15 protein-coding genes and 2 pseudogenes are annotated in these 22,325 nt (G+C 60.0%); 3 read left to right on the top strand and 14 right to left on the bottom strand.

Annotation, left to right across the window (positions count from 1 at the left end; genetic code table 11):
• A pseudogene (locus GGQ59_RS14460) lies at nt 1–843 on the top strand (hypothetical protein); the annotation flags it as partial.
• Between the two features lie 95 nt (nt 844–938).
• Here the strand turns inward: GGQ59_RS14460 and GGQ59_RS14455 are convergent.
• The 12 genes from GGQ59_RS14455 to GGQ59_RS14400 form a co-directional block, all read right to left on the bottom strand.
• Nucleotides 939–1,256, bottom strand: coding sequence for a helix-turn-helix domain-containing protein (locus tag GGQ59_RS14455; RefSeq protein ID WP_183819866.1), 318 nt, complete (start codon nt 1,254–1,256; stop codon nt 939–941).
• A gap of 1,693 nt (nt 1,257–2,949) precedes the next feature.
• Entirely contained in the window at nt 2,950–3,966 is a 1,017-nt protein-coding gene (gene mgrA, locus GGQ59_RS14450; RefSeq protein WP_183819864.1) for an L-glyceraldehyde 3-phosphate reductase, read from the bottom strand.
• A 3-nt stretch (nt 3,967–3,969) separates the two neighbouring features.
• Nucleotides 3,970–5,262, bottom strand: coding sequence for an alpha-galactosidase (locus GGQ59_RS14445; protein ID WP_183819868.1), 1,293 nt, complete (start codon nt 5,260–5,262; stop codon nt 3,970–3,972).
• A 14-nt stretch (nt 5,263–5,276) separates the two neighbouring features.
• Nucleotides 5,277–6,413, bottom strand: a complete 1,137-nt coding sequence (locus GGQ59_RS14440; protein WP_183819862.1) for a glycosyl hydrolase — start codon at nt 6,411–6,413, stop codon at nt 5,277–5,279.
• Nucleotides 6,414–6,506: 93 nt separating this feature from the next.
• Entirely contained in the window at nt 6,507–7,730 is a 1,224-nt protein-coding gene (locus GGQ59_RS14435; protein ID WP_183819860.1) for an AGE family epimerase/isomerase, read from the bottom strand.
• Nucleotides 7,727–8,917: a glycoside hydrolase family 130 protein gene (locus GGQ59_RS14430; RefSeq protein ID WP_183819858.1), complete on the bottom strand. Its 1,191-nt coding sequence runs from the start codon at nt 8,915–8,917 to the stop codon at nt 7,727–7,729. Before GGQ59_RS14430 ends, GGQ59_RS14435 begins: the two co-directional genes overlap by 4 nt.
• A 13-nt stretch (nt 8,918–8,930) precedes the next feature.
• Nucleotides 8,931–10,013, bottom strand: coding sequence for a glycosyl hydrolase (locus tag GGQ59_RS14425; protein ID WP_183819856.1), 1,083 nt, complete (start codon nt 10,011–10,013; stop codon nt 8,931–8,933).
• The gene (locus GGQ59_RS14420; RefSeq protein ID WP_183819854.1) at nt 10,010–11,944 is read right to left on the bottom strand and encodes a sodium:solute symporter family protein; all 1,935 of its coding nucleotides are present in this window, start codon (nt 11,942–11,944) and stop codon (nt 10,010–10,012) included. The genes GGQ59_RS14425 and GGQ59_RS14420 overlap by 4 nt, the downstream gene beginning before the upstream one ends.
• 31 nt (nt 11,945–11,975) lie before the next feature.
• Entirely contained in the window at nt 11,976–13,340 is a 1,365-nt protein-coding gene (locus GGQ59_RS14415) for a glycoside hydrolase 5 family protein (RefSeq protein ID WP_183819852.1), read from the bottom strand.
• A 9-nt stretch (nt 13,341–13,349) separates the two neighbouring features.
• Nucleotides 13,350–14,891: a tryptophan halogenase family protein gene (locus GGQ59_RS14410; RefSeq protein ID WP_183819850.1), complete on the bottom strand. Its 1,542-nt coding sequence runs from the start codon at nt 14,889–14,891 to the stop codon at nt 13,350–13,352.
• A 118-nt stretch (nt 14,892–15,009) separates the two neighbouring features.
• Nucleotides 15,010–18,156: a TonB-dependent receptor gene (locus tag GGQ59_RS14405; RefSeq protein ID WP_183819848.1), complete on the bottom strand. Its 3,147-nt coding sequence runs from the start codon at nt 18,154–18,156 to the stop codon at nt 15,010–15,012.
• A 303-nt stretch (nt 18,157–18,459) separates the two neighbouring features.
• Nucleotides 18,460–19,272 carry an IS5 family transposase gene (locus GGQ59_RS14400; RefSeq protein ID WP_183819846.1) on the bottom strand — a complete coding sequence of 271 codons (813 nt, stop codon included), beginning with the start codon at nt 19,270–19,272 and terminating at the stop codon, nt 18,460–18,462.
• A 293-nt stretch (nt 19,273–19,565) separates the two neighbouring features.
• Between GGQ59_RS14400 and GGQ59_RS15580 the strand changes: the two genes are divergently transcribed.
• Nucleotides 19,566–19,928: a hypothetical protein gene (locus tag GGQ59_RS15580; protein ID WP_425511360.1), complete on the top strand. Its 363-nt coding sequence runs from the start codon at nt 19,566–19,568 to the stop codon at nt 19,926–19,928.
• A 670-nt stretch (nt 19,929–20,598) separates the two neighbouring features.
• Here the strand turns inward: GGQ59_RS15580 and GGQ59_RS14390 are convergent.
• Together GGQ59_RS14390 and GGQ59_RS15575 are read right to left on the bottom strand one after the other, a co-directional pair.
• Entirely contained in the window at nt 20,599–21,429 is an 831-nt protein-coding gene (locus GGQ59_RS14390; protein ID WP_246408947.1) for a LacI family DNA-binding transcriptional regulator, read from the bottom strand.
• Nucleotides 21,430–21,474: 45 nt separating this feature from the next.
• A pseudogene (locus GGQ59_RS15575) lies at nt 21,475–21,606 on the bottom strand (LacI family DNA-binding transcriptional regulator); the annotation flags it as partial.
• Nucleotides 21,607–22,005: 399 nt separating this feature from the next.
• On the opposite strand from GGQ59_RS15575, the gene GGQ59_RS14385 reads away from it, so the two are divergent.
• A partial coding sequence (locus GGQ59_RS14385; RefSeq protein WP_183819840.1) for a cellulase family glycosylhydrolase occupies nt 22,006–22,325 on the top strand: 320 nt, incomplete at its 3' end.

The following is a 22,325-nucleotide window of genomic DNA, read 5'->3' as shown; positions in this document are numbered from 1 at the left end:
TGCGCGACCGGCGCGTCGCAGACGCCCCTGACAGACGGCTGGTCGATCGTCCGCGACCTCGGCGTCGGCGAGCCGCGAAGCGGTCAACGGGGCCTCGTCGCACCGCCGGACGCGGAGGTCGTCTACCTCCGCCACACGGGCGAGGACAGCTGGGAAGCGTCGCTGACCGGCAACCTCGCCGACCCGAACCAGGAGGCGGTCTGGCTCCGCGCGAGCGACAAGTCGGTCGGGCTCGCGGCAGCTGGCGAGGTGCGCGACAGGATCCGCGGCCGTAACGACGCTTGCATCGTGAAGGAGAAGGCGCCGCGGCGCGTCGCTGGCTACACCGGCTGCAACTCGGTCCTCACCGCCCCGCGCGGCGTCCTCGGCAAGACCGCCGCCGCGGCGGCCGGCTTCACGCCGGAAGGCGCAGCGGCAGACCCGATCTCCTACGCCGCACACCCGCCGTGGATGCGGGAAGCGCTCGCCGGCCTCGACCTCGATCGGCTCTACGCGGACGCGGCAGCGCGCCGTGAGAGCTTCGCGGCGGGACAGACTGACAGGCTGCGAGCCGCCGCTGCCGCTTACGACGCGGCGGCGGCCGAGGACGAGAGACAAGCCGAACTAGAAAGGGAAGAGGCCGCACGGCGCGAGGCCGAGTACCAGGCGAGCCTCGCGCCCTGGCGAGCGTCGCTCGCTCCGGGCGACCGGACAGTCTGCGGCCTCGTCGTCAGGGTCGACCCACCCATCGTGCAGATCCAGTACGCCGAGGCGCCCCGCTGGGTCCGGATCGACCAGATCGTTCCGGCAGGAACGTTCGAGCCTGCGTCGGTCGACAGGGTTGTCTACTGTGCGCGGCTCTAACCAGGAAAGGATCTGGGGCTGACTTCTCCCAGATCTTAGACGCTGACGTCCATCTCGACGCCGGTACGACGTTTAGGGCCGGTAACGGGTAGCGATCATCTCGGGTCCGACGAGCGCGGAAGCTCGTCGACGCTCGCTGGCATGCGGAAGCCGCAAGCCTCGGCGATCCGGTTCAACGCGGCGTAGCTAACCCTGCTTGGCGCGCTGGCCTTCTCGATCTTGGCGAGGCGCGCCTTCGGCCAACCGACCTTCTCGGCAAGCTCTGACTGGGCAAGGCCGGCGGCTTCCCGCATCTCTCGGACAAGGTTTGCGACGAGATGCGCCACTCGCCCTTCCTCGAGAGCGTCGCGAATGACAGGATCGCTCTTCAGCATCGCAAGAAAATCGGCCCCGCTGATATCCGAACCGGCCATCGTCATGTCCTCCTCTACCCCCGGGTTCAGCATACCATGTGCGAAGAGCGGCGTAGATAGCGAACGGCGTTGAGATCCGCGCTTGCTTGGGGATGCGCACCGCGACGTCCTCAGCATCGAGCTTGACGCTCTGCCTTACTTAGAGCTCCCCCTAGACGATGGCGGCGCGAGCGAGACCGGCGTGAACGGTCGACGCGTAGACCCGCGCAGATCACCGCGCTTAGCACTGATGAGCTAGGCATCGCCGCCGACTGGCAGTTGGCGTAACGGGTCATGCACGGCGCGGAGGCGGCCAACCTCGGACGCGATGGCTGCCTGCAAGCCTCTGCAGAGGGCAGTTCCGGACGGGCCGCGCGCCTCTCACCTGTTACCGTCAGCTACGCGTCTCCCACGATCGCCCCAGCGTGCCCGACCAAGTGCGAGACCATGCTAGCGTTCTCCTAGTTGCCGGCCGGACGGGCCATTGCTGAATGAAGCGTCCGGCACACCGTCAATCCCGCCTATTGCCTCTACGTCGGCGCATGCAGTATGCGCCGCATCCACCAAGCAAGACCTTAAGGTTGTCGATGGCAGCCTCCTTCGGGCGATCAAGCGCAACGCGCGAACGCTAGAGCGGGCCATCGGCTAGGGACGAAGACGACTGAGCCGCTCGAATGAGATGCTATCGGCCTTGAGGAGGCCGAAGACTGACGACGACCTTCAGTAGCGTTGCCGGCATCGCTTTGGCCACGTGCGGCGTAGCACCCTTCCCAGTGATGACGTGACTCCCGCCAGCATCCCCGAAGGCCGACCTTCGGATGACCCGCGCGGCAGCTCCTTGACGGTTGCTGGCATGCCTAAGCCGCAGACCTTGGCGATCTCGTTCATCGCCGCGTAGGTCAGGTCGGTCGGGCCTGGTTGGGTTCTCAATCTTGCTGAGCCGCTCTTCAGACCACCCAAGCTTCTCCGAGACCTACGCTTGGCTGAGGTCAGCGGTCTCACGCATCTCGCGAACAAGACCAGCAACCCGCTGTGCCATCCGCCCTTCCTCGAGCGCGGCGTGGGCCGCTGGATTCTGTTCGAGCCTTCTGAAAAAGGGCGGCGGCGCGTTTCGAGGTGGTCATTTCGACCTCATTTCTTGTCTAAGTTCTACTGCACTTGTGGATCTTAGATCTACGCCAGGCTTTAGGCAGGAAGATCCTGATTGAGTGGGTTCCAGGACGAAGTTTCGTTCGGAAAAGCACCATGCAGATCGTTCGGTACGATCCGGTGCGGTCTCACGAAAGCCCCGTCACAGAGGACGACGTTCCACGCGTCGGCCGCCGGCCGCTGGCGACCATCGTTATCCGCCAAGGCCGCCGAACTCTAACGCCGCCCTCATCATTGAGTCGAGACCGGCCTCCTCGATCGCGATGAGGGTGCCCACGTCGTTCCTGAGAAGGTCGAGGATATCTCCGCGGCAGTGAGTCAATACAGAACCGGCAATGCTGGTGCCGACCTGCGACCGTCGTCTTTAAGGAAACCTCTTGATCAGACAACGATCGCAGGTCCGGTGCTTCGATCGATAGAAGAGCAGGCAAGCAAACGAGGTCTGAACCCTGATCATCCACTTCTGAACGGAATCGGCATGGGGCCCACGGCCGTACCGAAGCACAGGTGCTGCTTACATGTACGTACTTTGTTGAACATCCTGTGGCGCCCTTTCGATGAGTTCTCAATCTAAGCCGATGACCTGCTCATCGGCATACTCATCAATCTCGGCGAGTTCATCTTGCGCAAAGCTCGTGTTCGAGAGAGCACCAACACAGTCCTCGATCTGGCTAACGCGGCTCGCCCCGATAAGAGCCGAGGTGATGCGTCCATCGCGAAGGACCCACGCGATTGCCATCTGCGCAAGGGTCTGGCCTCGTCGTTTGGCGATGTCGTTCAGCGCGTGCAGCCGGCGAACTGCCTCATCGGAGACCGCCGCTTGCGGCAGAGTCTTGCTTTGCGCAGCCCGACTATCTCTCGGTACTCCATCGAGATAGCGGCCTGTCAGGAGTCCTTGAGCAAGCGGAGAGAAGACGATCGATCCGACACCGAGCTCCTCAAGCGTGTCCTTCAGTCCATCGCGTTCGATCCAGCGGTCCAGCATTGAGTAGCGCGGCTGATGAAGCACGAACGGCGTGCCTAGCCGTTTTAAGATCGCCGCAGCCTCTCGGGTTGCAGTGGACGGGTAGGAGGAGATACCAACATAAAGCGCCTTCCCCGATCGTACGATCTGATCGAGTGCGCTCATCGTCTCTTCAAGCGGAGTGTCAGGATCGAACCGGTGCGAATAGAACACGTCGAAATAGTCGAGCCCGGTCCTTCCGAGCGACTGGTCGCATGAGGCGATCAAGTACTTACGTGACCCCCATTCGCCATAGGGCCCGTCCCACATCCGGTACCCCGCCTTTGACGAGATTATGAGTTCATCGCGGTACGGCGCGAGATCAGTTCGCAATACCGTGCCGAAAGCTTCCTCAGCACTGCCGTTCGGCGGCCCGTAATTGTTAGCAAGGTCGAAATGCGTGATCCCGAGATCGAACGCCCGACGGCACATCGCTCTCTTCGTGTCGTGTGGCGTGTCACCGCCGAAATTGTGCCACAAACCCAAGGAGAGTTGCGGCAGGCGCAGGCCGGACCGACCAGCCCGGGAGTACGTCATCGCTTCGTAACGCTTGGCGTTCGCCCGATAGGTAACGGTCATTCGCTATTCCTGCTTCGCCGAGCCGGGATCTGGTTCGATCTCGTTTTCTTGCCGTGTTGGCATTGGTCCTGTCGGAGTCAGCCGTAGCGCGAGGACATCGTGGACCGGCAGACGTTTTCGGATTGGTCGAGACGTGTCCGCAAGATCTTCGCCTGCCCATAGATCGCGGACATCGTAGACCTCCTTCTCGAACGCCGTCCGCCTTCCCGTCAACGCGTCCTCGAAGGCATATTCATTCATGAAGTCGTATTCGAAGTCCTGCGGCTCGTCGGACCGATTTAGGATCGTCATCGCCCAATCGCCGTCCATCAGCGGCTTCACCCAGATCTCCACGTCGGCCGTCTTCTTGTGCGCGTATCCTTGGATGCCTAACGGGTCTTGATCGACCGCGATGATTTCCTCGTTGGTTAGGGTTGTCCGTAGGCTGTCCGATACATCGCGAATGTCGGTGCCCGCAATGAGGGGCGCCGCCAGCATTGCCCACATGGTGAAGTGGGCGCGGTCCTCCGCCGGCGTGCTAAGATTCCCGACCTCCATCATGTCTGGATCGTTCCAGTGTCCCGGACCAGCGTACTCCCGCAGCCCGTCCTGCTTGTCGAGAATGTTCATAATACCGAAGGACGACCAGTTCCCGTGCCCGACCTCGCAGTCCCAGCAGTTGATGATGTCACCCGTCGTCCGCCAGAGATGGCCGATCTCCTCGCCCCACATCCATGGCTCGTTGTCGCCCCACTCACAGATCGACAGCACGATGGGGCGGCCCGCCGCGTACAGAGCGTCCCGCATAGTCGTGTAGGCCTCGACCGGGTTGCGTTGCGCTCCGCCCTCCCCCGTGTTGCACCAGTCGTATTTAAGATAGTCGATGCCCCAGCGCGCGTACTGCATCGCGTCCTGGTACTCGTAGCCCTGGCTGCCCGGGTAGCCCGCGCAGGTCTTCGCACCCGCATCTGAGTAGATGCCGAGCTTCAGCCCCCGCTCGTGGACGTAGTCGGCCAGGGCCTTCATGCCGGAGGGAAAGCGCTCCGGGTCGGGCTGAATGAAGCCGTCCTCGTCTCGCTCGCCGTGCCAGCAATCGTCGATGTTGACGTACTCGTAACCCGCGTCGCGCATGCCGTTCCGCGCCATGGCGTCGGCGGTCTCCTTGATCAAGTCCTCATCGATCTGACAGCCGAAGTGGTTCCAGCTGTTCCAACCCATTGGCGGGGTGTCGGCAAGCCCGTCGAACTTCTGCGCGGCTGCGGGCGAGGCCGCGAGCAGGAGAGCCATCGCGCTCGCCAGTGTCGTAGTGGTCCGCATCATCAATCCCTTCCTTAGCCTTCCAGCAGGCTGACCGCGCAGGCCGGCCGTTCTGCTAGCACCGGCTCGGGCTCTCCGCCCGCGAGCGCGGCGCGCACCTCGTCCGGCACCTCTTCCAGCGAGACGATCGCGTCGCGCGCGAAGAAGGCGCGCGTTTCCTCGGCCGTGTTGCAGTGATCGCAGGTCTCGGTCTGGCGCCAGTCCGCGTTCAGGTACTCCCCGCCCCAGAGCAGGACCCAAGCCGGCTGCGTCTCGGCCACCACGTCCTCGGACGGCGCCCGGCCGACCTCGGTCAGCGCGTAAGGCGCGCCCTCGGCGAGCGGCCGAATGTTCTCGGCCGCGCCGTAGTACTCGTGGCTGTCATTGTCGTTCTCGTAGACGTCCGAGCCGACGACGTCGGGCATGTGCCGCTCGGGGAAGTAGTTCTCCGCGTCCGGCGTCGCCCGGTTGGCAGACCAGACCCAGATCATGTCCTCGGCCACACCCTCCTCGTCCAGCGCGTCGTAGAGCGCGTCCCAGAGCTGCGGGTAGCTCGCCTTCTGGCCCCACCAGAACCAACCGCCGTTCATCTCGTGATAGGGCCGCCAGAACACGAGCACGTCCTCATCGATTAGCCGGCGAAGAGTTTTCGCCGCCGCGGCGACGTCCTCGCGCCAAAGCCGATACTCTTCGGTTCCTTCGGTCAGAACCTTGGCAAGTTCGGCTTCGGACATCGGCGTTTGCGAACACGTGTAGAACTCGCCCCGCGGGCAGATGTGAAGCGGATTGCGTTGGTGCCACACGACGTTGACGAGCCCCCCGCGCTCGCCGTGCCGAACGGCGTGCTCGACGAAGACGTCCTCGTAGGGCGGGTACTCCTTCGCGAACATCAACTCGAGGCCCAGGACTGCAGGCTCTTCCCCGTCGAGCATGGTGACGAGGCGGTCCATCGAATCACATTCGAGAAAGACTTCGTACTCGTTGACCTGCGTGCCAGCCAGCAGCTTCCCTTCATCGCTCAACTGCGCGAGGTACTCGAGCGCGATACCTTGCCTCTCCGCCATCTCACCGGGGTCGGACTGAGCTGTGCTATTGCACGCTCCGAACACCAAGGCAGCGGTGCTGACCGCCGCCAGGGACAGGGTGCGCTTCTTTACCGTAAGAACTCTCATGATCTCGTTTCCTTCTCGTCGACCAGCCAGCAAAACCTCGCGATGGGCGTCTATGGCCTGTGACCGTCCCCACTCATGTCTCGCGCAGTCGGTTCACGCCTCTAGCCTCGCCGGCTCCGCACCTGACGCAGTCATTCGCTTGACCATCTCCATCATCGCGCGCCCGTTATGATAAGGACCCTTCCACAACCCAGCTTTGTACGGCCCTTTCAGAGGCTGTTCCGCCTGCGAGAACCAATGCCATTCACCGTTCGCATGATCGATTACTTCACGGTCGGTGAATGACCAGACCGCCTCGGACGCCCGCCGGAACCGCTGGTCCCCGGTCGATTGGTAAGCCTGGTAGAAACCGACAATTGCCTCTGCTTGTACCCACCAGTGGTGCTCTTTGACCGGACCGGTTGTTTCAGGATGCCGTTCGTAGAGAAGGCCACCAAGTTCGCTAAGACCATCGTTGAGAACACCATTGGCTATTGAAGCAACAGTCCTATGCGCCGCCGCGATCCTTCTCGGCTCTTCGAGCGCTTCGGCTGCTTCGCAGAGAAGCCATCCCGCTTCGATGTCATGACCATAGGAAATGTCGTCCGAGAGGTTCGTCCAATCATTTGCGTAGAACAGGGACAAGTGGCACGCATCCCTCGGCTTAACGAAGAGATCGTTGAAGAGGTCGATGTTCTGCCGCAATATATCGTGGGTAAAGCTACTTCCGACGAGCCTGTGTAGAGATGTGTACGCTTCGAGCACATGGAGGTGCGTGTTCATCGTCTTGGGGGCGTCTACGTCTTTTTCTGAGAGGCGCTGATCTGCGCCCTGGCCCCAATCCTGCGCGAAGGCCTCTAGATAGCCTCCGTACTTTAGCTCCCACGTCTTGTGCTCGAGCAACTGAGCGAGTGCGAGCGCTTCCGCCTTCGCAGACTCGTCGCGAAACGCTTCCGCGTAGGACACCATAGCGTAGATTGCGAAAGCTTGAGCGTAGGTCTGCTTCTTGTCGTCCGCCCAACCACCATCTGCTTTCGCAGACCAGACGTAGCCGCCATGCTTTTCATCCAGGAAGAGCCGGTTAAGATCGCGTCGCAGCCCATGAGCTGCTTCTGCTGCCTCCCAGTCGTCCGGTGCGCGCTTCACGAGTTCGGAGAAGAACCAGAGCGTCCGCGCAGTGACGACGGAACCCTTATCCGCCGTCTTATCTGGCTGGTTGTCGTGCGAGATCGCACCCCAGACCCCGCCGCGGTCGTGATCGAGGCCATAGGCTAGCCACCAGTCGCGGATGTTCGCAAGCTCATCCTCGAAGCGCTGCGGATCGAGCTTATCCGTCATCGCCAGCCTTTCGCTTTCATCAGCTCAAGATTTCGACGCGCAAGATCGGTCCGTTGGCGGACTGAAGCGCCGGAAGTGTATCCATCGGCTGGGGTATTCTTAGCGTAGTCGAGAAGCCTTTCGATGGTGGTGGTGGCGACGTGCGTGCGCGTGTCGGACGAACCATAGTAGATGAACACGCGGTCATCCTCGTCAGCAATCCAACCGTTCGAGAAGACGACATTCGAGACATCACCCACTCGCTCGTCGCCTTCCGGTGCAAGCAGGTGTCCGCCCGGCGCGTACTTGATAATCCACGGGCGGTCCCGCTCCGTGACGAAGAGATAGCATGTATAACGCAGGCCGGCGGCGGTGTTCCTTACCCCGTGCGCGAGATGGAGCCAGCCTTCCCGCGTCTTGATCGGGGCAGGACCCTGACCGTTCTTGACCTCTTTGACGGTATGATAGACGCGCGGGTCGAGGATCTTCTCTTCGCTGACGACTGCCCCTTCCATCGTGTTAGTGAAGCCATAGGCGATGCCGCCGCCCGATCCTGCATCGATGAACCCGTCTTGGGGGCGAGTGTAGAGCATATATCGTCCATCGACGAACTCCGGGTGGAGGACAACGTTGCGCTGCTGCGACGAGTTTGTCTTTAGGTCTGGCAGTCGTTCCCAACGTTCTAAGTCGCGGGTACGAACGATCCCGGCGGCTGCTGTAGCGGCGGAAGGGTCATGCGGCTTCGCGTCGTCATGGCGTTCGGCGCAGAACGTGCCGTACACGTAGCCATCTTCGTGTCGCGTCAAGCGCATGTCGTAGACGTTGGTTGCCGGTTCTGCCGCCTCGGGAAGTTCGATAGGCAAATCACGAAACCGGAACCCTGAAACTCCGTCATCGCTTTCAGCAAGCGCGAAAAAGCTCTTCCGATCCCAACCCTCGGTCCTTACACAAAGGACGTACTTGTGCTCCCACTTGATCGCACCGGCATTGAACGCGGCGTTCACGCCGAGGCGCTCCATCAAGTATGGGTTCGACCGCTCATCGAGATCGTAACGCCAATGGAGCGGCGCATGGGCCGCGCTAATCACTGGATGAGCGTAGCGTGCGTAGATGCCATTGTCGGGCTTGATCGGGGGGTTAGGGCGATCAACGAGCTCGGTGTGCGCTTCCCTCAGCGCAACCAGGCGCGCGTCAAAATTATCCGTCATGACCAAGGTCCTCTCATCGTCGGTCGCCCTGAGGGCAAAGCCGCGGCGGCCGCGGCGGTAGGTCGGTGGTGTCGACAATGGGCGCTCCGCTGGGCCATCGAAGCTCATCCATCGTTACGACTCGATCCAGTGCATAGATCCTCGAGACGTCGGACGTCTCATTGCAGCGCTCGCAGGGCTCGCGAGACAAGTGCCGGTCGATGAACTCGTTCGTCCAGAGCAGGAACCAGGACGGCGCGATCTTCTCAAAGATCTCGTTTGACGGCAGAAGCCCAACCTCAGTGAAGGCAAAGAGCCCCGACGGGTGAAGCGGACGGACGTTCCCTTCCGCCGTTTCGGACATCGGACCATCACTGTCGGCGGCGTAGAGGTCGGCACCGACGAAGTCCGGCTCTCGATCGATTGGATAATACCGTTCAGCGCCTTCGGACTCTTTATCAGGCGACCAGGCCCAAACGAGATCGCGGAGACCGTCGTGGTTGGTCAGTCGATCGTGGGGCCGCCGCCAGAGCGCGGCGAAGCTCTCCGGCGTTTTCTGTCCCCACCAGAACCAGCGACCGCTCATCTCGTGCCACGGTCGGAAGACGGGCGCCATGCCGGCTTCGGTCAGTTGCGTAAGAAGTCCCGCCAACTCATCTACATCAGCCATCCACATCTGATCGGCGCTGGTGCCCGGCGTTACGACGCGGTCAAAGTCCGCTTGATCCATCGTGCCGAGAGAACAGGAATAATACTCGCCCGCTCGGCACCATTCGATCGGGTTTCTTGGGTGCCAGGTGATGGCGATGATGCCACCACGCGCAGCATGCTCGCGCGCGCGGTTGGTGAACTGGTCCCGGAAGAAGGGGTTCCGCTGTACCCCCATCGTCTCCATGCCGAGGACCACCGCCTCTTTGCCCGTTAGCTGGGCGGCCCTCTCATAGCAGGTGAATTCTTCGAAGCTACGAACAGCGTTCACCTGTTGGCCCGACAGGGTCAACCCCGCATCGGCCGTCTTCGTAATCAGCCTGAAGACCGAGTTGCGATCTTGAGCGTCGGCACCATCGGCCCCGGTCCCGCCCAGCAGTAGATATGCCGCGATTGCAACCCGCTTCACACCGTCGCCTCCGCTCGCTTGCGGAGGGACTGGTTACCGACGGGTTCGTCGTGAGTCTGCGACCACGCTTCGGCCTCTGCTGCGCCGACGTCCACGGGATAGTCGCAGATTTTGTCGAACCACGTGAACTTCAAAGCAACTGACAGAACGCCCGCGACCACAATCGCGGTCAGCACGCCAAACGTGTTGCCAATTACAAGGAACATTGGCGCGGCAATGAGCGCGCTCTGCCAACAGATGCCGATGACCACGTTGACGAGGTCTCGAGCAAGATCCGGGTTCGCAGCTATCCGACGGCCTTCAGCTTCGGAGAGCGATTTCCGTACCGGCTCCCACCACCCCCAAGGTCTAGTTCGCTTATAGAAGTCATGCAGCACTTCTCGCTCGGTCGGCGCCGTCGTCAACGAACCCGCCACACTGGCCGCTAGCGTGATGGCGAACAGGATGGGGAAGAACTCCCAGGCGGACAGCGAGGTGATCGCGTCCGGTAAGCCTATACTGTCAGAAACGAGAAGCAGCAGCGCCACGAGAATGCCCGACGCCATGCCCCAGAAGTAGCCGAAGCCGTTGAAGCGCCACCAGACCCATTTGAGCACGTTGGCGGCGGTGTACCCGCCGTATAGGGCAGAGACGAGCCACTGGATCAGCTCGTTCAGATCGCTGACAAGAAGGCCGATCCCGGTGCCAATGACGATGAAAAGCGCCGAAACGAGGATCGAGAGGCGGACATAGAGCTTCTCTTCGCCGTGCGGGTTTACGTACCGCCTATAGAGGTCGTTGACGACGTAGGCCGGCGCAGCGTTCACTGCCGCCGCGAAGGACGACATGAAGGCCGCAAGGAGCCCTGCGATCAGAAGGCCTAGAAGCCCAACGGGCACGAACTCGCGCATGGCGAAGGGCAGGATAAGCTCGAAATCGACGTCGTCGCCCATGGTGTTCAGCGTCGGCATGAAGTGGACGAGCGCGAGAACCGCGAGCCCCGCGATCAAGAGGTAGCGCGGCGTGAGGACGACGTTGACGAGGCCCGACATCCACGCCGCTTCCTTCGGGGTCCGCGCCGAGAGGACCCGCTGCATGTCGTAGTTCGGAGCGGGACCGGCGAGGCTCTGCAGGACGCCCTTCAGAAGCAGCATCAAGAAGAAGAAGGTGAAGAGGTCGTATCCGTCCTCGGCGATCTTCTGGTTCGCCGCGGGCATGATCCCCGTCCAATCGAGGTCAAGTCGCCAGCCGAAGAACGGGTTGCTCCACCCCGCGGGCGTCGCCGCAGCGATCGCTTCCGGCGAGACAGTGTTGATCGCGATGACGCCGATCATGATGCAGGCTATCGTCATGATGAAGAACTGCAAAACCTCAGTCAGGACGACGCCCATCAGGCCGCCCTTAACAACGTAGAGCGAGGTGATAGCGACGATGATGAGGCCGTAGGCGTTCGCGTTCGCCTGTGGGTCGGCGAGAAGCTGGAATGGCAGGAAGGTCGCGGCGAACTTGCCGATGCCGACGAAGCCGTAGGCGAGGTATGCGAGGACGACGACGAGCGCAAAGACGACGACCACGAGGTGCGACAGGCGTGCACCGAGGCCCTGCCCGAAGCGGAAGGTGATCCACTCCGCCCCCGTCACGACGCCGGACCGTCGGAGCCAGACCGACAGGAACATCATCAAGAAAATCTGGTTGAAGACCGGCCATAGCCAGGGAATCCAGATGCTCTTCATGCCGTAGACGAACAGCAGGTAGACCATCCACATCGTGCCGGAGATGTCGAACATGCCCGACGCGTTCGACAGCCCCAACGCGTACCAGGGCAGCTTGTTGCCGCCCAGGAAGTAGCTACGCGTACTCTGCGAGGCGAGCTTCGAGACCCAAAAGCCCGCACCGACCGATAGCGCCAGATAGGCCGCGATGATCGCGAGATCGATTGTCGTGACGCCCATCCGTCCCCTGCCCTTCGGTGATTGAGTGCGGCTACTCGGCCGAGCCGTGAAGACGGCTGGCGTGCCGTTCGATGATCGCGAGTGTCGACGCGTCCTCGTCGAAGATCGAGTTGCGGCCCTGCGGTTCTTGCGGCGGGTCGCCGGTGAAGCTGGTGTCGCCCGGCCGCCACTCGCCGTCTTCGTGCTGAGCGCGGCCGTAACCACCCCAGGCCCAAAGATTGGTGCCGGCAAACGGGCCATCCCCTGCCGCGCTCTCTTCGACTTCAGCGAAAACGAGCTCGAGGAGGCGATCGCGATGCGGAGACGGCGTACCAGCCCTTAGCACCTCATCGGCACGGTCGAGGCCGAACTCTTCGAGAACGATCGGTCGGCCGTCGGCCTTGGCGATCGCGAGATGCCGATCGATGTAGCCCTTCACCTCGGTGACGGTCGTGCCGAAACTGGCCTCCGCCTCGAAGGGGTCAAACCAGGACCAGTTCCGCGGCCACATGTGGAAGGTGAGGTAGTCGATCGAATCGGAAGCGTGCAGACCGGTGACGCAGGCTTCGAGCCCGTTGCAGCCCATCGTGCCTTCATTGCCGGTCGAGACGAGGTGGTTGGGGTCGAGATCCTTGATGAGGTCGGCCGTCTCGTCCGCCCAGTCGTAGAACGCGTCGAGGGCAGGATCCCCCTCCCCGGCATCGGGGTTCGGCCGCGGCTCGTTGGCGAGCTGCCAGCTCATGATGGCTGGTTCCTCCTTATAAGGAACGCCAGTCAGGCTATTTGTGCGAGACAGGAGTGTACGGATATAGTCCTGATAGAGTGCGTTCGCCTGGTCGTTCTCGTAGAAGCCCGAGACGAAGCGGGGAAAGGCTGGCCATGGATGAGCTGAGTCGCCAAGATCAATCGCCTCTCCGCCGTTCACCCAAGACAGATAGGTGCCCATCCCGCCGGACCATTCCCAAAAATTGTTGAGGTAGACGACAGCCGTCATATCGCGCTTGCCGATCTCTGCGAGCGCGAAGTCAAGCCCTTCGAGGAGCGTGTCGTTGTAGTCGTCCGAGGCGTCCCGAAAAGTGGTCTTAAGCGACTTACCGTAGGGGCTGTCCTCAGAGGCACCGAGAATCCGAAGATTCTTCACGCCGAGCGAGTTAAGAAGGTCCAGTTCCGCGACTAACCGCTCTCGGTCTCCAAACGAAGCATCAGCACCCAGGTATGCCGCGTACCACATATTTACGCCCACGAACCGGTAGGGCTCCCCGTTCCGGACGAAGCTGGAGCCCTGCACGCTCACGATGCCCGGATCCTGCGCCTGTCCCGCAGCAGCCGGCAATGCAGAGCAAACGACAACGAGGTTCGTGACCGCAAATCTCGAAAGCACCCGTCGCCAAGAAATAAAAAATGAAGAATACTTCATTGTGTAGCCTCAGTGATTAACGACTGATTGGGGTCGCCTCGAAGCGCAGTGTTGCGCTACGAAATCCGCGTGATCTCGGGAGGATGCAAGGTTTTCTCGGACAACTGCCTGCATTTTCTGGAACGCTGCCTCGAGTTCGTCCTCCTCGAAAAAGTCGGCGAGCGGATCGTGACGGTCCGGCAACAGGTTTAACCCCGCATACAGAGATATCCAGCTCGGGTCTAAGAACGTATCCCACTCGTAGCGAACGATCCGACCGGAGTCTCGGAAAAGCCGAACTTTATGGTCGAGGCGTTCGGGCAGCGGAGCTTCTCGCATCTTGTCCCAAAATTCTTCACCAATGCGACGATTGCCCCAGTAATGAAGGATTAAAAAGTCGCGGATCCTCTCGTACTCGAGAGTCGTCGTTCGGTTGAAATCATCCCGCAGTGCCGGACTTATGGTTTTTGTTGGGAACCGATCAATTAGACGCTCGATAGCTGTCTGAATGAGCGTGATTGACGTGGACTCGAGAGGCTCCAAGAAACCGGCGGCGAGCCCGATACCGATAACATTGCCCACCCAGAAACTCTCGCGATGACCCGTCTGGAACCGGATGGTTCGCGGCTCCGCCAATAGCGACCCTTCGAGCGTACTACGAAATAACCTCTCGGCGGTCTGCCCATCGGTAAACCTCGTTGAATAGACGTAACCGTTACCAACTCGGTGCTGAAGTGGGATCCTCCACTGCCACCCAGCCTCCCGAGCAGTCGATCGCGTATAGGGTGCAAGTTCTCTAGTTCTCTTGGTTGGGGCGGTAATTGCTCGGTCTACAGGAAGGAATTGGCTCCAATCCGTAAACGGTACCCTCATCGCTCCTCCCAACAGAAGCGACGAGAACCCTGTACAGTCTAGGAAGAGATCTCCCTTGATTACTCCATCGTTATCTAGATGGAGCGCAACTAGGTTATCCCCTGCAGCGCATAACTCACCACGTTTGATCTCGGCATCAATGTGCCTAACCCCGCGACGGCGACAAACCTTCTTAAGGACGTCAGCGAATAGACTAGCATCGAAGTGTAGGGCCCAGGAGAAGACCGTGAGATCCCCTTCCGGCTTTCTCAAGGGGAGACGAAAACGGTTCTGCTCAGCAAGCGCTGAGCACAAACTATACCTCTCGAGCCGGTCTGCTCGGCCTGCCGCCCGCATCTTCAACCAGAACTGATGAAAACTCACCCCTCGGGTCGGCGCTCCATAAAGTCCGAACGGGTGAAAGAAGCGATGGCCGTCTTCGAGCCAATCGACGAACTCGATACCGAGCTTGAAAGTGCCCTCGGTCAAACTAAGAACTGCAAACGGGTCGATGTCGATGTCACGAAGGTAGTCCAGGATTGCCGGAACCGTCGCCTCTCCAACGCCAACACTCGGTCGTCGACTGGACTCGACCACCACGATCTCTACTGGCTGTCGCTCCAATGCCGTTGCTAGGCGAGCCGCCGTCATCCATCCCGCCGTTCCACCGCCGGCGATGACGACCCTTTCGATGGGCGCTGTGGACGCGTTAGTCGACATCAGATCACGCTATGGAAGGAAAAAGCGGCTGGCCGCCGAAACGACCAGCCGAGTCATGCGTCGGGAGGGACGCGAGCCTAATCGAGACACGGACATACCGTCGTATCTCGATTAGAACCTAGAACCGGCCTCGAATACCTGCGATGATCCGGCGTTCAAACAGCTGGGTATGCTCGAACTGATCCTCAAACGTAGCGTAGAATTGCTCGTTTTCCTCGGTGAGGTTCGACCCTTGCAAGTAAACGGTGAGGTTGTCGCTTACATCGTAGCTCGCTGACGCGTCGAGGTAATGTGTTGGCTCTTGGTAGAGCTGAAAACCTGGTATCCCCGCGTAATCGGATTGTCCCGCCCTCTTCGACCGGAAGTTGTACGCCACGCGGGCCTGCAGCGGACCGCCCTGGAACCAAGCAACGACGTTGGATTGATGGGCGGAGTTGTCTTGGAACGGTATCGCGTTTCCGTCCAAGTCCTCAGCATCCGTGTCAGAAGGCGAGTACGTGTAGTTAACATCGAAACCAAAGTACGAGAGTGGATTTTCCGACGGTAGAATGTCGGAGAAGGCTTGACGCCAACTTGCCTCTATCCCTTTCAGTGCTGAGCCGTCCCCTTGTATCGGCGAGGTGATAGCAACCTGCCGGCCTCGAACTTCTCCGTCCAGATCCGGCAAATCTGATCGAGTGATCGTTCCACTTTCAATGAAACTATCGACATCGATGTAGAAATAACCAACGTTGATGAGGCTCGCCTCGCCTAGGTAGTACTCCAGTGAAACATCATAGTTGTCTGCCCTCCAAGGGTCGAGCTCTGGATCTCCGTCTTGACTACCACCGTTGACCCTAAAGATAGGTGGAGAGAACGTCGTATCGATCGCGTATGAGAGGTTCAGCCCGCCACCCCACTGGTTCAGATCCAGCAGCGTCATGGTCTTAGCATACGCCATCCGAAGCTTGAGGCGTTCGGTCAGGTCGAAGGCGACATTGAAGGATGGGAGGACATCGACAAAGTCTCGATCCGTTACTACTTCTCCGCCTACGCGGTTGAAGCCTGCGTAAGGAACGGCATCGCCGGTCGTCGTTTGCGTAACGTCCAACTTCGTCTGAATGATCTTAACGCCGGCATTGCCGCTGTAAGGGACACCAGCCGTACCTTCGAAGTTGCCCTGCAGATAGCCGGACCACTGTGATATATCGACGCCGTAGGACCGGCCTCCGAACTCAACCTCGACATTGCCAGGATAGAGAGTGTTCTGGAACTCTTCAACGTCGTCCATCCCCTTAGGATCGAAGACATACAGTCCAGGAATTCCGCTAATATCAGCTAGACCTGTGAAGTACCGCACCCCATCGCCCAACTGCGTTGCCGGCCTGACGAAACCCGCCGTATAGAATCCGCCATCGCCGTCTGGAGCCTGGCAGTCACCAACATTCCCGGAATTCAGACTGACGTCGAATGCTTTCCACTTGACTAGACACCCCTCCGGCGCTGGAGCGAACGCGACAGGAGCACCACTCTCGTCCCGCTCAGTGACGATACGAGCACCGTCGCCACCGTAGAACGGGGCTAGGCGTTCGAAAGCATAATTGGTCGTGTCCCGTTGCGAATACCGGATACCCGCATCGATGCTGAAGCCGTCCTCAAAGGTGTAGGATCCGTCCCACCGAGCAACGAACAAATCCGAGTCACGCTCGTAGTTGTTCTCAGAAGCTGTGGTCTTAAGAGCGTAGCGAGCTGGATCTTCAAGCTGCGTCAACAGCTCGCTGGGTAACGTGTAGACCGGTGTCTCGCCTGTATAGTCAATCGACGCCGGAAGCGTATTTACCCGGTAGCCGTTCGGGTTGAATGCCCGATCCCCGCCGAGGGACGACGGGTAGCTCCCTACGCCGGTGGGCTGCCATTGGACGCCATCGGTCAGGCTGAACTGTAGATAGCTGTTGTCCTGGTCTTGGGAGGCAGTGCCGTAGATGAATCGCCCCGACCAAGTCAGCGGACCTCCATCATCATAGTTCAATTCGACGTTAAAGTTGCTCGACTGCGACTCAACTACGTTATTTTCGGAATAAGAGTCAAAATTTGGCAGATTATAGTCGTATACTTGAGTCGTATAGAAGTTTAATAGTTCGCCTCCTGAGCCAGCATGGTTGTAGTTCGGCAATTGGAGACCAGTATCCCGGAAGACTCTCGGGGTCCAAGTGGCGCCCTGCCAGTTGACGGATTGGAATTGAAAGCCGACCGTCCGGTTATATTCGTCCTGGTTCGTGTAGAAGCCATCGGCGACGAGCTCGAATCCTCCCCCAAGATCAGCTTGAAACGAAGCGTTCAGTCCCAGACGCTGCCGCTGCGTGGCTTGGTCACGGACTAGATGAGACTGCTCACCGAAAAACATGTCGTTTGCGTCGCCGTCGCCGTTTACGTCGAAGCCACAAGGCCGGACCGCGCCCGTGCCTTCATCGCAGGATCCTACCGGCACCGCACGCGACGGAGGGCTCCCCGCTCCGGTCGAGTAGGCCCCAACAAACCCATCGCTACGCGTCGCGTCCTGATAGGTTTCATCGTGCAGATTGCCCCCATACTGAAGGCCTGCATACTGATTGTTCAAGGTAAGGTCTGAATAGGCACCCGAAACAAGTACGCCCCATCTGTCTCCCCGGAAACCTACAAGGCCATTAAGCGACGGGTCCCACTGCTCTGTTACCGATCCGTAAGAACCCTCAATGCCGCCGGCGGCGTTGAAGCCATTGTCGAGATCGAAGGGGCGACGCGTCTGCAAATTGATCGTACCGGTGATTCCAGATACGAGCTGATCGGCAGTTGGTGACTTGTATACGGAAGCCCCGAGAAACAGCTGCGAGGGAATATCCGTAAAGTTGGGCTGGGTGGACGTGATCGAGCCGGCGCTTAGAAATTGCTCACCATTGAGAAGAGTACTGACCTGCGGGAGGCCCCGAACATTGACTGTGGCACCCTCGCCAGCTGATCGACGAATTTGTACCCCTGTTACTCGTTGCAGGGAGTCCGCGATCGTTACATCGGGCAGCTTGCCAATGTCCTCTGCCGCGATAGCATCTAGGACTTGGGCTCCATCACGCTTTGTATCAATTGCCTGTTCCTGCGCGCCCCGCACACCCCGGACGATAATGACGTCCTGCGTTTGATCGCTTTCGACTGACTCCGGCGCTGCATCCTGACCGACCGCCGTCGCGGTATGAAGCGCAAAAAACGATACGCCTAACGCTGAAAGGCGACGAACACCTAATGAATGCTTCATGACCCCTCCCTAGGGCTTATCTTTTCGTTGACACTAGACCAGATGAAACGCCTTTGCAATTCCGCTCGTGCCGTCCGCTGGCGCTGCATGGCTATCCGCTTGGTCCGCAGAATTACTGTGTAATGACAATGCGTTCTGCGATGGTTTCTTTGCATCGAAATTCCCCCTTTTTGATGGGATGTAACCTGTTGCAGCTTGAGACGGTCTCCTTACGCCGAAAGAAGTACGGTTCGAGTTTGTGGCACGCATGCCCGCAGAGCGCAGAGCGCTAGAACAACGGCGAACTTAGAGTCCGTGCGGAAACTACCTCGTACGGCCTAGCCGTCTGACGAGCAGGACGGTGGCGGCGGCGTAGAGGAAGGCTTCGGCGGAGGCGGTCGTGGCTTCGGCGTCCCTCCAGAAGCGGCGGTTCCCGCCGAGCCAGGCGAAGGTCCGCTCGACGACCCATCGGCGGGGCTGGACGGTGAAGGTGGACTGGCCGCGCACGCCTTTGACGATCTCGAGCGGTACCGGGCAAGCATTGGCGGCGCGCGGTCCCTGGTAGCCTGCGTCGGCGAAGACGAGCCCGACGAAGGGGAAACGGGGTCGCGAGGCAGTGACGAGCGGACCGGCCGCGTCGCGATCCTGGACGCTTGCAGGTCCGACCTGCATCACGAGCAGCCTGCCGTCCGTGTCTACGAGCGCGTGGCGCTTGCGGCCTGTGACCTTCTTCGCCCCGTCGTAGCCGCGCGGTCCGCCCGCCTCGGTCGTCTTGGCGGACTGGCTGTCCATCACCGCTGCTGAAGGGCTCGCTTCGCGTCCTTCCCGCTCGCGGTCCAGAACCAGAAGAGCACGGCTCAGGCGGACGAAGAGCCCGTCGTCGCGAAGGGTACGGAACCAGTTCCAGACCGTGCTCCAGGGCGGGAAGTCCTTCGGGATCAACCGCCAGGGGCAGCCCGTCCGGAGAATGTAGAACACCGCGTCCAGCAGCGCGCGAAGCGGCCACTTGCGAGGCCTGCCAACGCTCGAACTCTCCGGTAGCAGCGGATCGACAACCGCCCACTCCGCGTCTGTCAGGTCGGTCTGGTAGCGAAGGCCGCAGCGGCTATGCTGCGCCCTGGTAGCTGGCGTCCACATGACTGGCTCCAAAAGGCTTCGACACCCTCAGGAATCAGCCGGACGTCAGCTGCTCAACGACTTTCCGCACGGGCTCTTAGGTGGCAAGATTGGATTGTTTGGCGTGGCAAGACTGCTTTGATGTTACAATCTTATCGCCGTGGAGAAGCTGCCCCTCCGGACCGCGAGCGGGAAGGACGCGAAGCAAGCCCATCGGCAGCGGTCCTGGACAGCCAATCGGTGAAGCGCACCGAGGCGAGCGGAGTGCGCGACGATGATAGCCAGAAGAAGGTCGTCGGTCGCAAGGCCACGCCCTGGTCGATACCAACGGCAGGTTGCGCGTGATGCAAGTCGGGCCTGCCGATGTGCAGGACCGCGATGCCGCCGGTCCGCTGATGACAGCCTCGCGCACCCGCTTCCCCTTCGTAGGCCTCGTCTTTGCCGACGCCAGCTATCAAGGACCGCGAACCCGAGACGCGTGCCTCGGGCCGCCCGAGATCGTAAAGGATTGCGCGGCAAGACCGCCTTCGTCGCCCAGCCACGCTGGCGGGTCGTGGAACGCACCTTCGCTTGGCTCGGTCGAAATCGACGCTTCTGGACGGACACCGAAACGACCACAGCCTCCGCAGAAGCCTTCCTCTATGTTGTTGCCGTCGTTCTGCTTGTCAGACCGCTAGGCCACGCAAGGTAGTTTCTGCACAGACTCCAAACCTAACAGGATAAGATCGCCACGGAACGCCGGACCCGGTCCTTATACGTATAGAACGCTCTTGTCTCTTGCTGGTCTGATGGGGTTGGGGCGGCCGAGGTCCCGGACCGCCTTTGAAGAGTGATCCGTCCGTTGCCCGGGGCTCGTCCGTCCTGATCTTCACCGACCTGAACAGTTGCCAGAACAGTGGGCAGAGTGGGAACACGGAGCCGAACCCGCGGCTCCTGTGTGTCCCGCAGACAAGGACAGTCCCCATGACCGCACCCGAACAGCTCGTACCGATCTACGCAGGTGTGGACCTCGCCGGGCAGTGGGCGACACGCATCATCCAAAAGGCAGCCACGCCCGCCTACCGACACCCGACTTAGATCGCTTCGCGGCCATCCGCTCGAAGGCGCAATTGTCATCTTCGAGGCCCCCCGAGGCTACCGCTGAGGCGTCCCGTTGTGAAGATCGGCCCCGATACGGACGGTAGCGATTTAGACTACTTACTATCCCTCACAAAGTAAATGAGGACATACCCGTCACTACAGCACCGAATTAAAGACCGGCGCTCAGACTACGACAAAACAAGTTCCCAGCACACCGGTATCTTCCGAATTTCGCGCCCGCAGTTACCCGCATTTATTGTCAAGCCGTCACACTCCAACAAGCCGTCGCGTACTACGCCGAATAACCAGATCAGCGTGTAGCACGGTCTTCGGGCGCGGAACGTTCTGCTTAGCTAGTGTTGCCACAAGCATAGTCATCGACAGCGATCCCAACTTAGATGCCGGCTGCGTAACTGTGGTAATTGTGGGTATAAAATACCCGCTAGCCGGTATGTTGTCGAACCCTACAACAGACAACTTCTCCGGAACTGAAATTCCCAAGTCGAAAGCGCCTTTAATGGCCCCCATCGCGAGTTCGTCGCTCATACAAATTAGTGCAGTTACCTCTGGATGCTGATGCAGGATAGAAACCGCCGAGGCTTCTCCTGAAGCGAGCGTGAAGGGACCATATGCACGAGGAACCTTCGCCCAATCTCCGCCCACCGCCTCGATCGCTTTCTGATACCCCTTCATTCGCGAGACCGTAATGGCGCTCTCGAACGGCCCCCCTACTATTCCAAACTCGCGGTGTCCTAAGGATGTAAGGTGTGTTGCGATCTCCGAAGCGGCGGCAACATTATCAACCGTTACCGTTGGATACGTTGTATCCAAGGTGCTTTCGATCGCATGGATGAACGGTAGGGAACGCCGACGAACATCACTAATCAGTTCTTCGCCAGGACGGGCGCCAAGTTGTATCACGCCATCTACCCGGCGCTTTCCTAGGTGGTCGATGCAGCGCTCCTCGACCGCCTTTTCATCATGAGTATTAACAACCAACATAGCATAGTCATTTTCAGTAGCGACCCGCTCTATACCGGATAATATACTGCCAAAAAAAGGGTTTGATAGATCAGGCACCATGACAATTACGCTCATGGACGACGTTGCAGCGACCGAACGATTAAGGGCGTTAGGTCGGTACCGCATATCGTCAACCGCTGCCATGACCTTAGTGAGAGTTTGCTCGCTCAACTTGTCTGGCTGTGATAGCGCTCGCGACACCGTCGCGGTCGATACGCCCGCCTTCTCTGCAACTTGTCTTATCGTTGTCACGGCACTCGCCTACAGCATCAGGTTGGATATAACGGCGTAATGAGAATGATAGCGAGGTTTGACAATCGACGTCGAGCCTCGTTTAGCCGTCCATCCTTGCCACATCCCAGTAGCCTGCCTTCTCCGCATTGGTCCGGACTGCATCTGCGGATCGAGCTTCGAAAGAGACTGGGATAGGGGTAATCGAGGGTGGCGGTGCATCGAAAACATTTAGCAATATTCTACAGAGCTCCGATCCAACGCATAAGACGATGGCGGGGGGCGTTAGGCAGCGAAGTGCTGCCAGAGACGTAGATTTGGGGCGTAATGTTTAGTTTTAATAGGAGAGTATGGGTGTATAGTATCAAGTTGTGCAAATTATTCTTAATATTGTTCTGGTTTGGCGCTACTCAAATTTCATTGCTTTTATCTGCATCCGCCTGTGCCCAAGGCTTCTCGGTCTCGGGCCGGACCGTTCTCGATGCGAACGGCCGGCCGTTCCTGATCCGCGGCGTCAACCAAGCCCACGCCTGGCTGCCGGAGACGACTGACGCCGCCCTCCCCGCGATCGCCTCGTTTGGCGCGAATACCGTTCGCATCGCTCTGAGTTCGGGCGAGCCCTGGGGGCCGACGCCGGTATTGGAAGTCGCCGAGATCATCCGACAGGCCAAGTCGTTGGGCCTCGTCACCATGCTGGAGGTCCACAACACGACCGGTTACGGCCAGCAGGATTGGGGCGT

Source organism: Parvularcula dongshanensis, from assembly GCF_014199615.1.
In the GTDB taxonomy this organism is placed as follows: Bacteria; Pseudomonadota; Alphaproteobacteria; order Caulobacterales; family Parvularculaceae; genus Parvularcula; species Parvularcula dongshanensis.
The sequence above is the reverse complement of the archived record's forward strand: the minus strand, read 5'-3'. Positions and strand labels throughout refer to the sequence as shown.

Excerpts from the sequence above, each read along its gene's own strand:
- GGQ59_RS14440 (WP_183819862.1), bottom strand. The coding sequence starts at position 6,413 with ATGAGAGTTCTTACGGTAAAGAAGCGCACCCTGTCCCTGGCGGCGGTC.
- GGQ59_RS14400 (WP_183819846.1), bottom strand. The coding sequence starts at position 19,272 with ATGTGGACGCCAGCTACCAGGGCGCAGCATAGCCGCTGCGGCCTTCGC.
- GGQ59_RS14430 (WP_183819858.1), bottom strand. The coding sequence starts at position 8,917 with ATGACGGATAATTTTGACGCGCGCCTGGTTGCGCTGAGGGAAGCGCAC.
- GGQ59_RS14455 (WP_183819866.1), bottom strand. The coding sequence starts at position 1,256 with ATGGCCGGTTCGGATATCAGCGGGGCCGATTTTCTTGCGATGCTGAAG.
- GGQ59_RS14420 (WP_183819854.1), bottom strand. The coding sequence starts at position 11,944 with ATGGGCGTCACGACAATCGATCTCGCGATCATCGCGGCCTATCTGGCG.
- GGQ59_RS14405 (WP_183819848.1), bottom strand. The coding sequence starts at position 18,156 with ATGAAGCATTCATTAGGTGTTCGTCGCCTTTCAGCGTTAGGCGTATCG.
- GGQ59_RS14390 (WP_246408947.1), bottom strand. The coding sequence starts at position 21,429 with ATGAGCGTAATTGTCATGGTGCCTGATCTATCAAACCCTTTTTTTGGC.
- GGQ59_RS14435 (WP_183819860.1), bottom strand. The coding sequence starts at position 7,730 with ATGACGGATAAGCTCGATCCGCAGCGCTTCGAGGATGAGCTTGCGAAC.
- GGQ59_RS14415 (WP_183819852.1), bottom strand. The coding sequence starts at position 13,340 with ATGAAGTATTCTTCATTTTTTATTTCTTGGCGACGGGTGCTTTCGAGA.
- GGQ59_RS14410 (WP_183819850.1), bottom strand. The coding sequence starts at position 14,891 with ATGTCGACTAACGCGTCCACAGCGCCCATCGAAAGGGTCGTCATCGCC.
- mgrA (WP_183819864.1), bottom strand. The coding sequence starts at position 3,966 with ATGACCGTTACCTATCGGGCGAACGCCAAGCGTTACGAAGCGATGACG.
- GGQ59_RS14445 (WP_183819868.1), bottom strand. The coding sequence starts at position 5,262 with ATGCGGACCACTACGACACTGGCGAGCGCGATGGCTCTCCTGCTCGCG.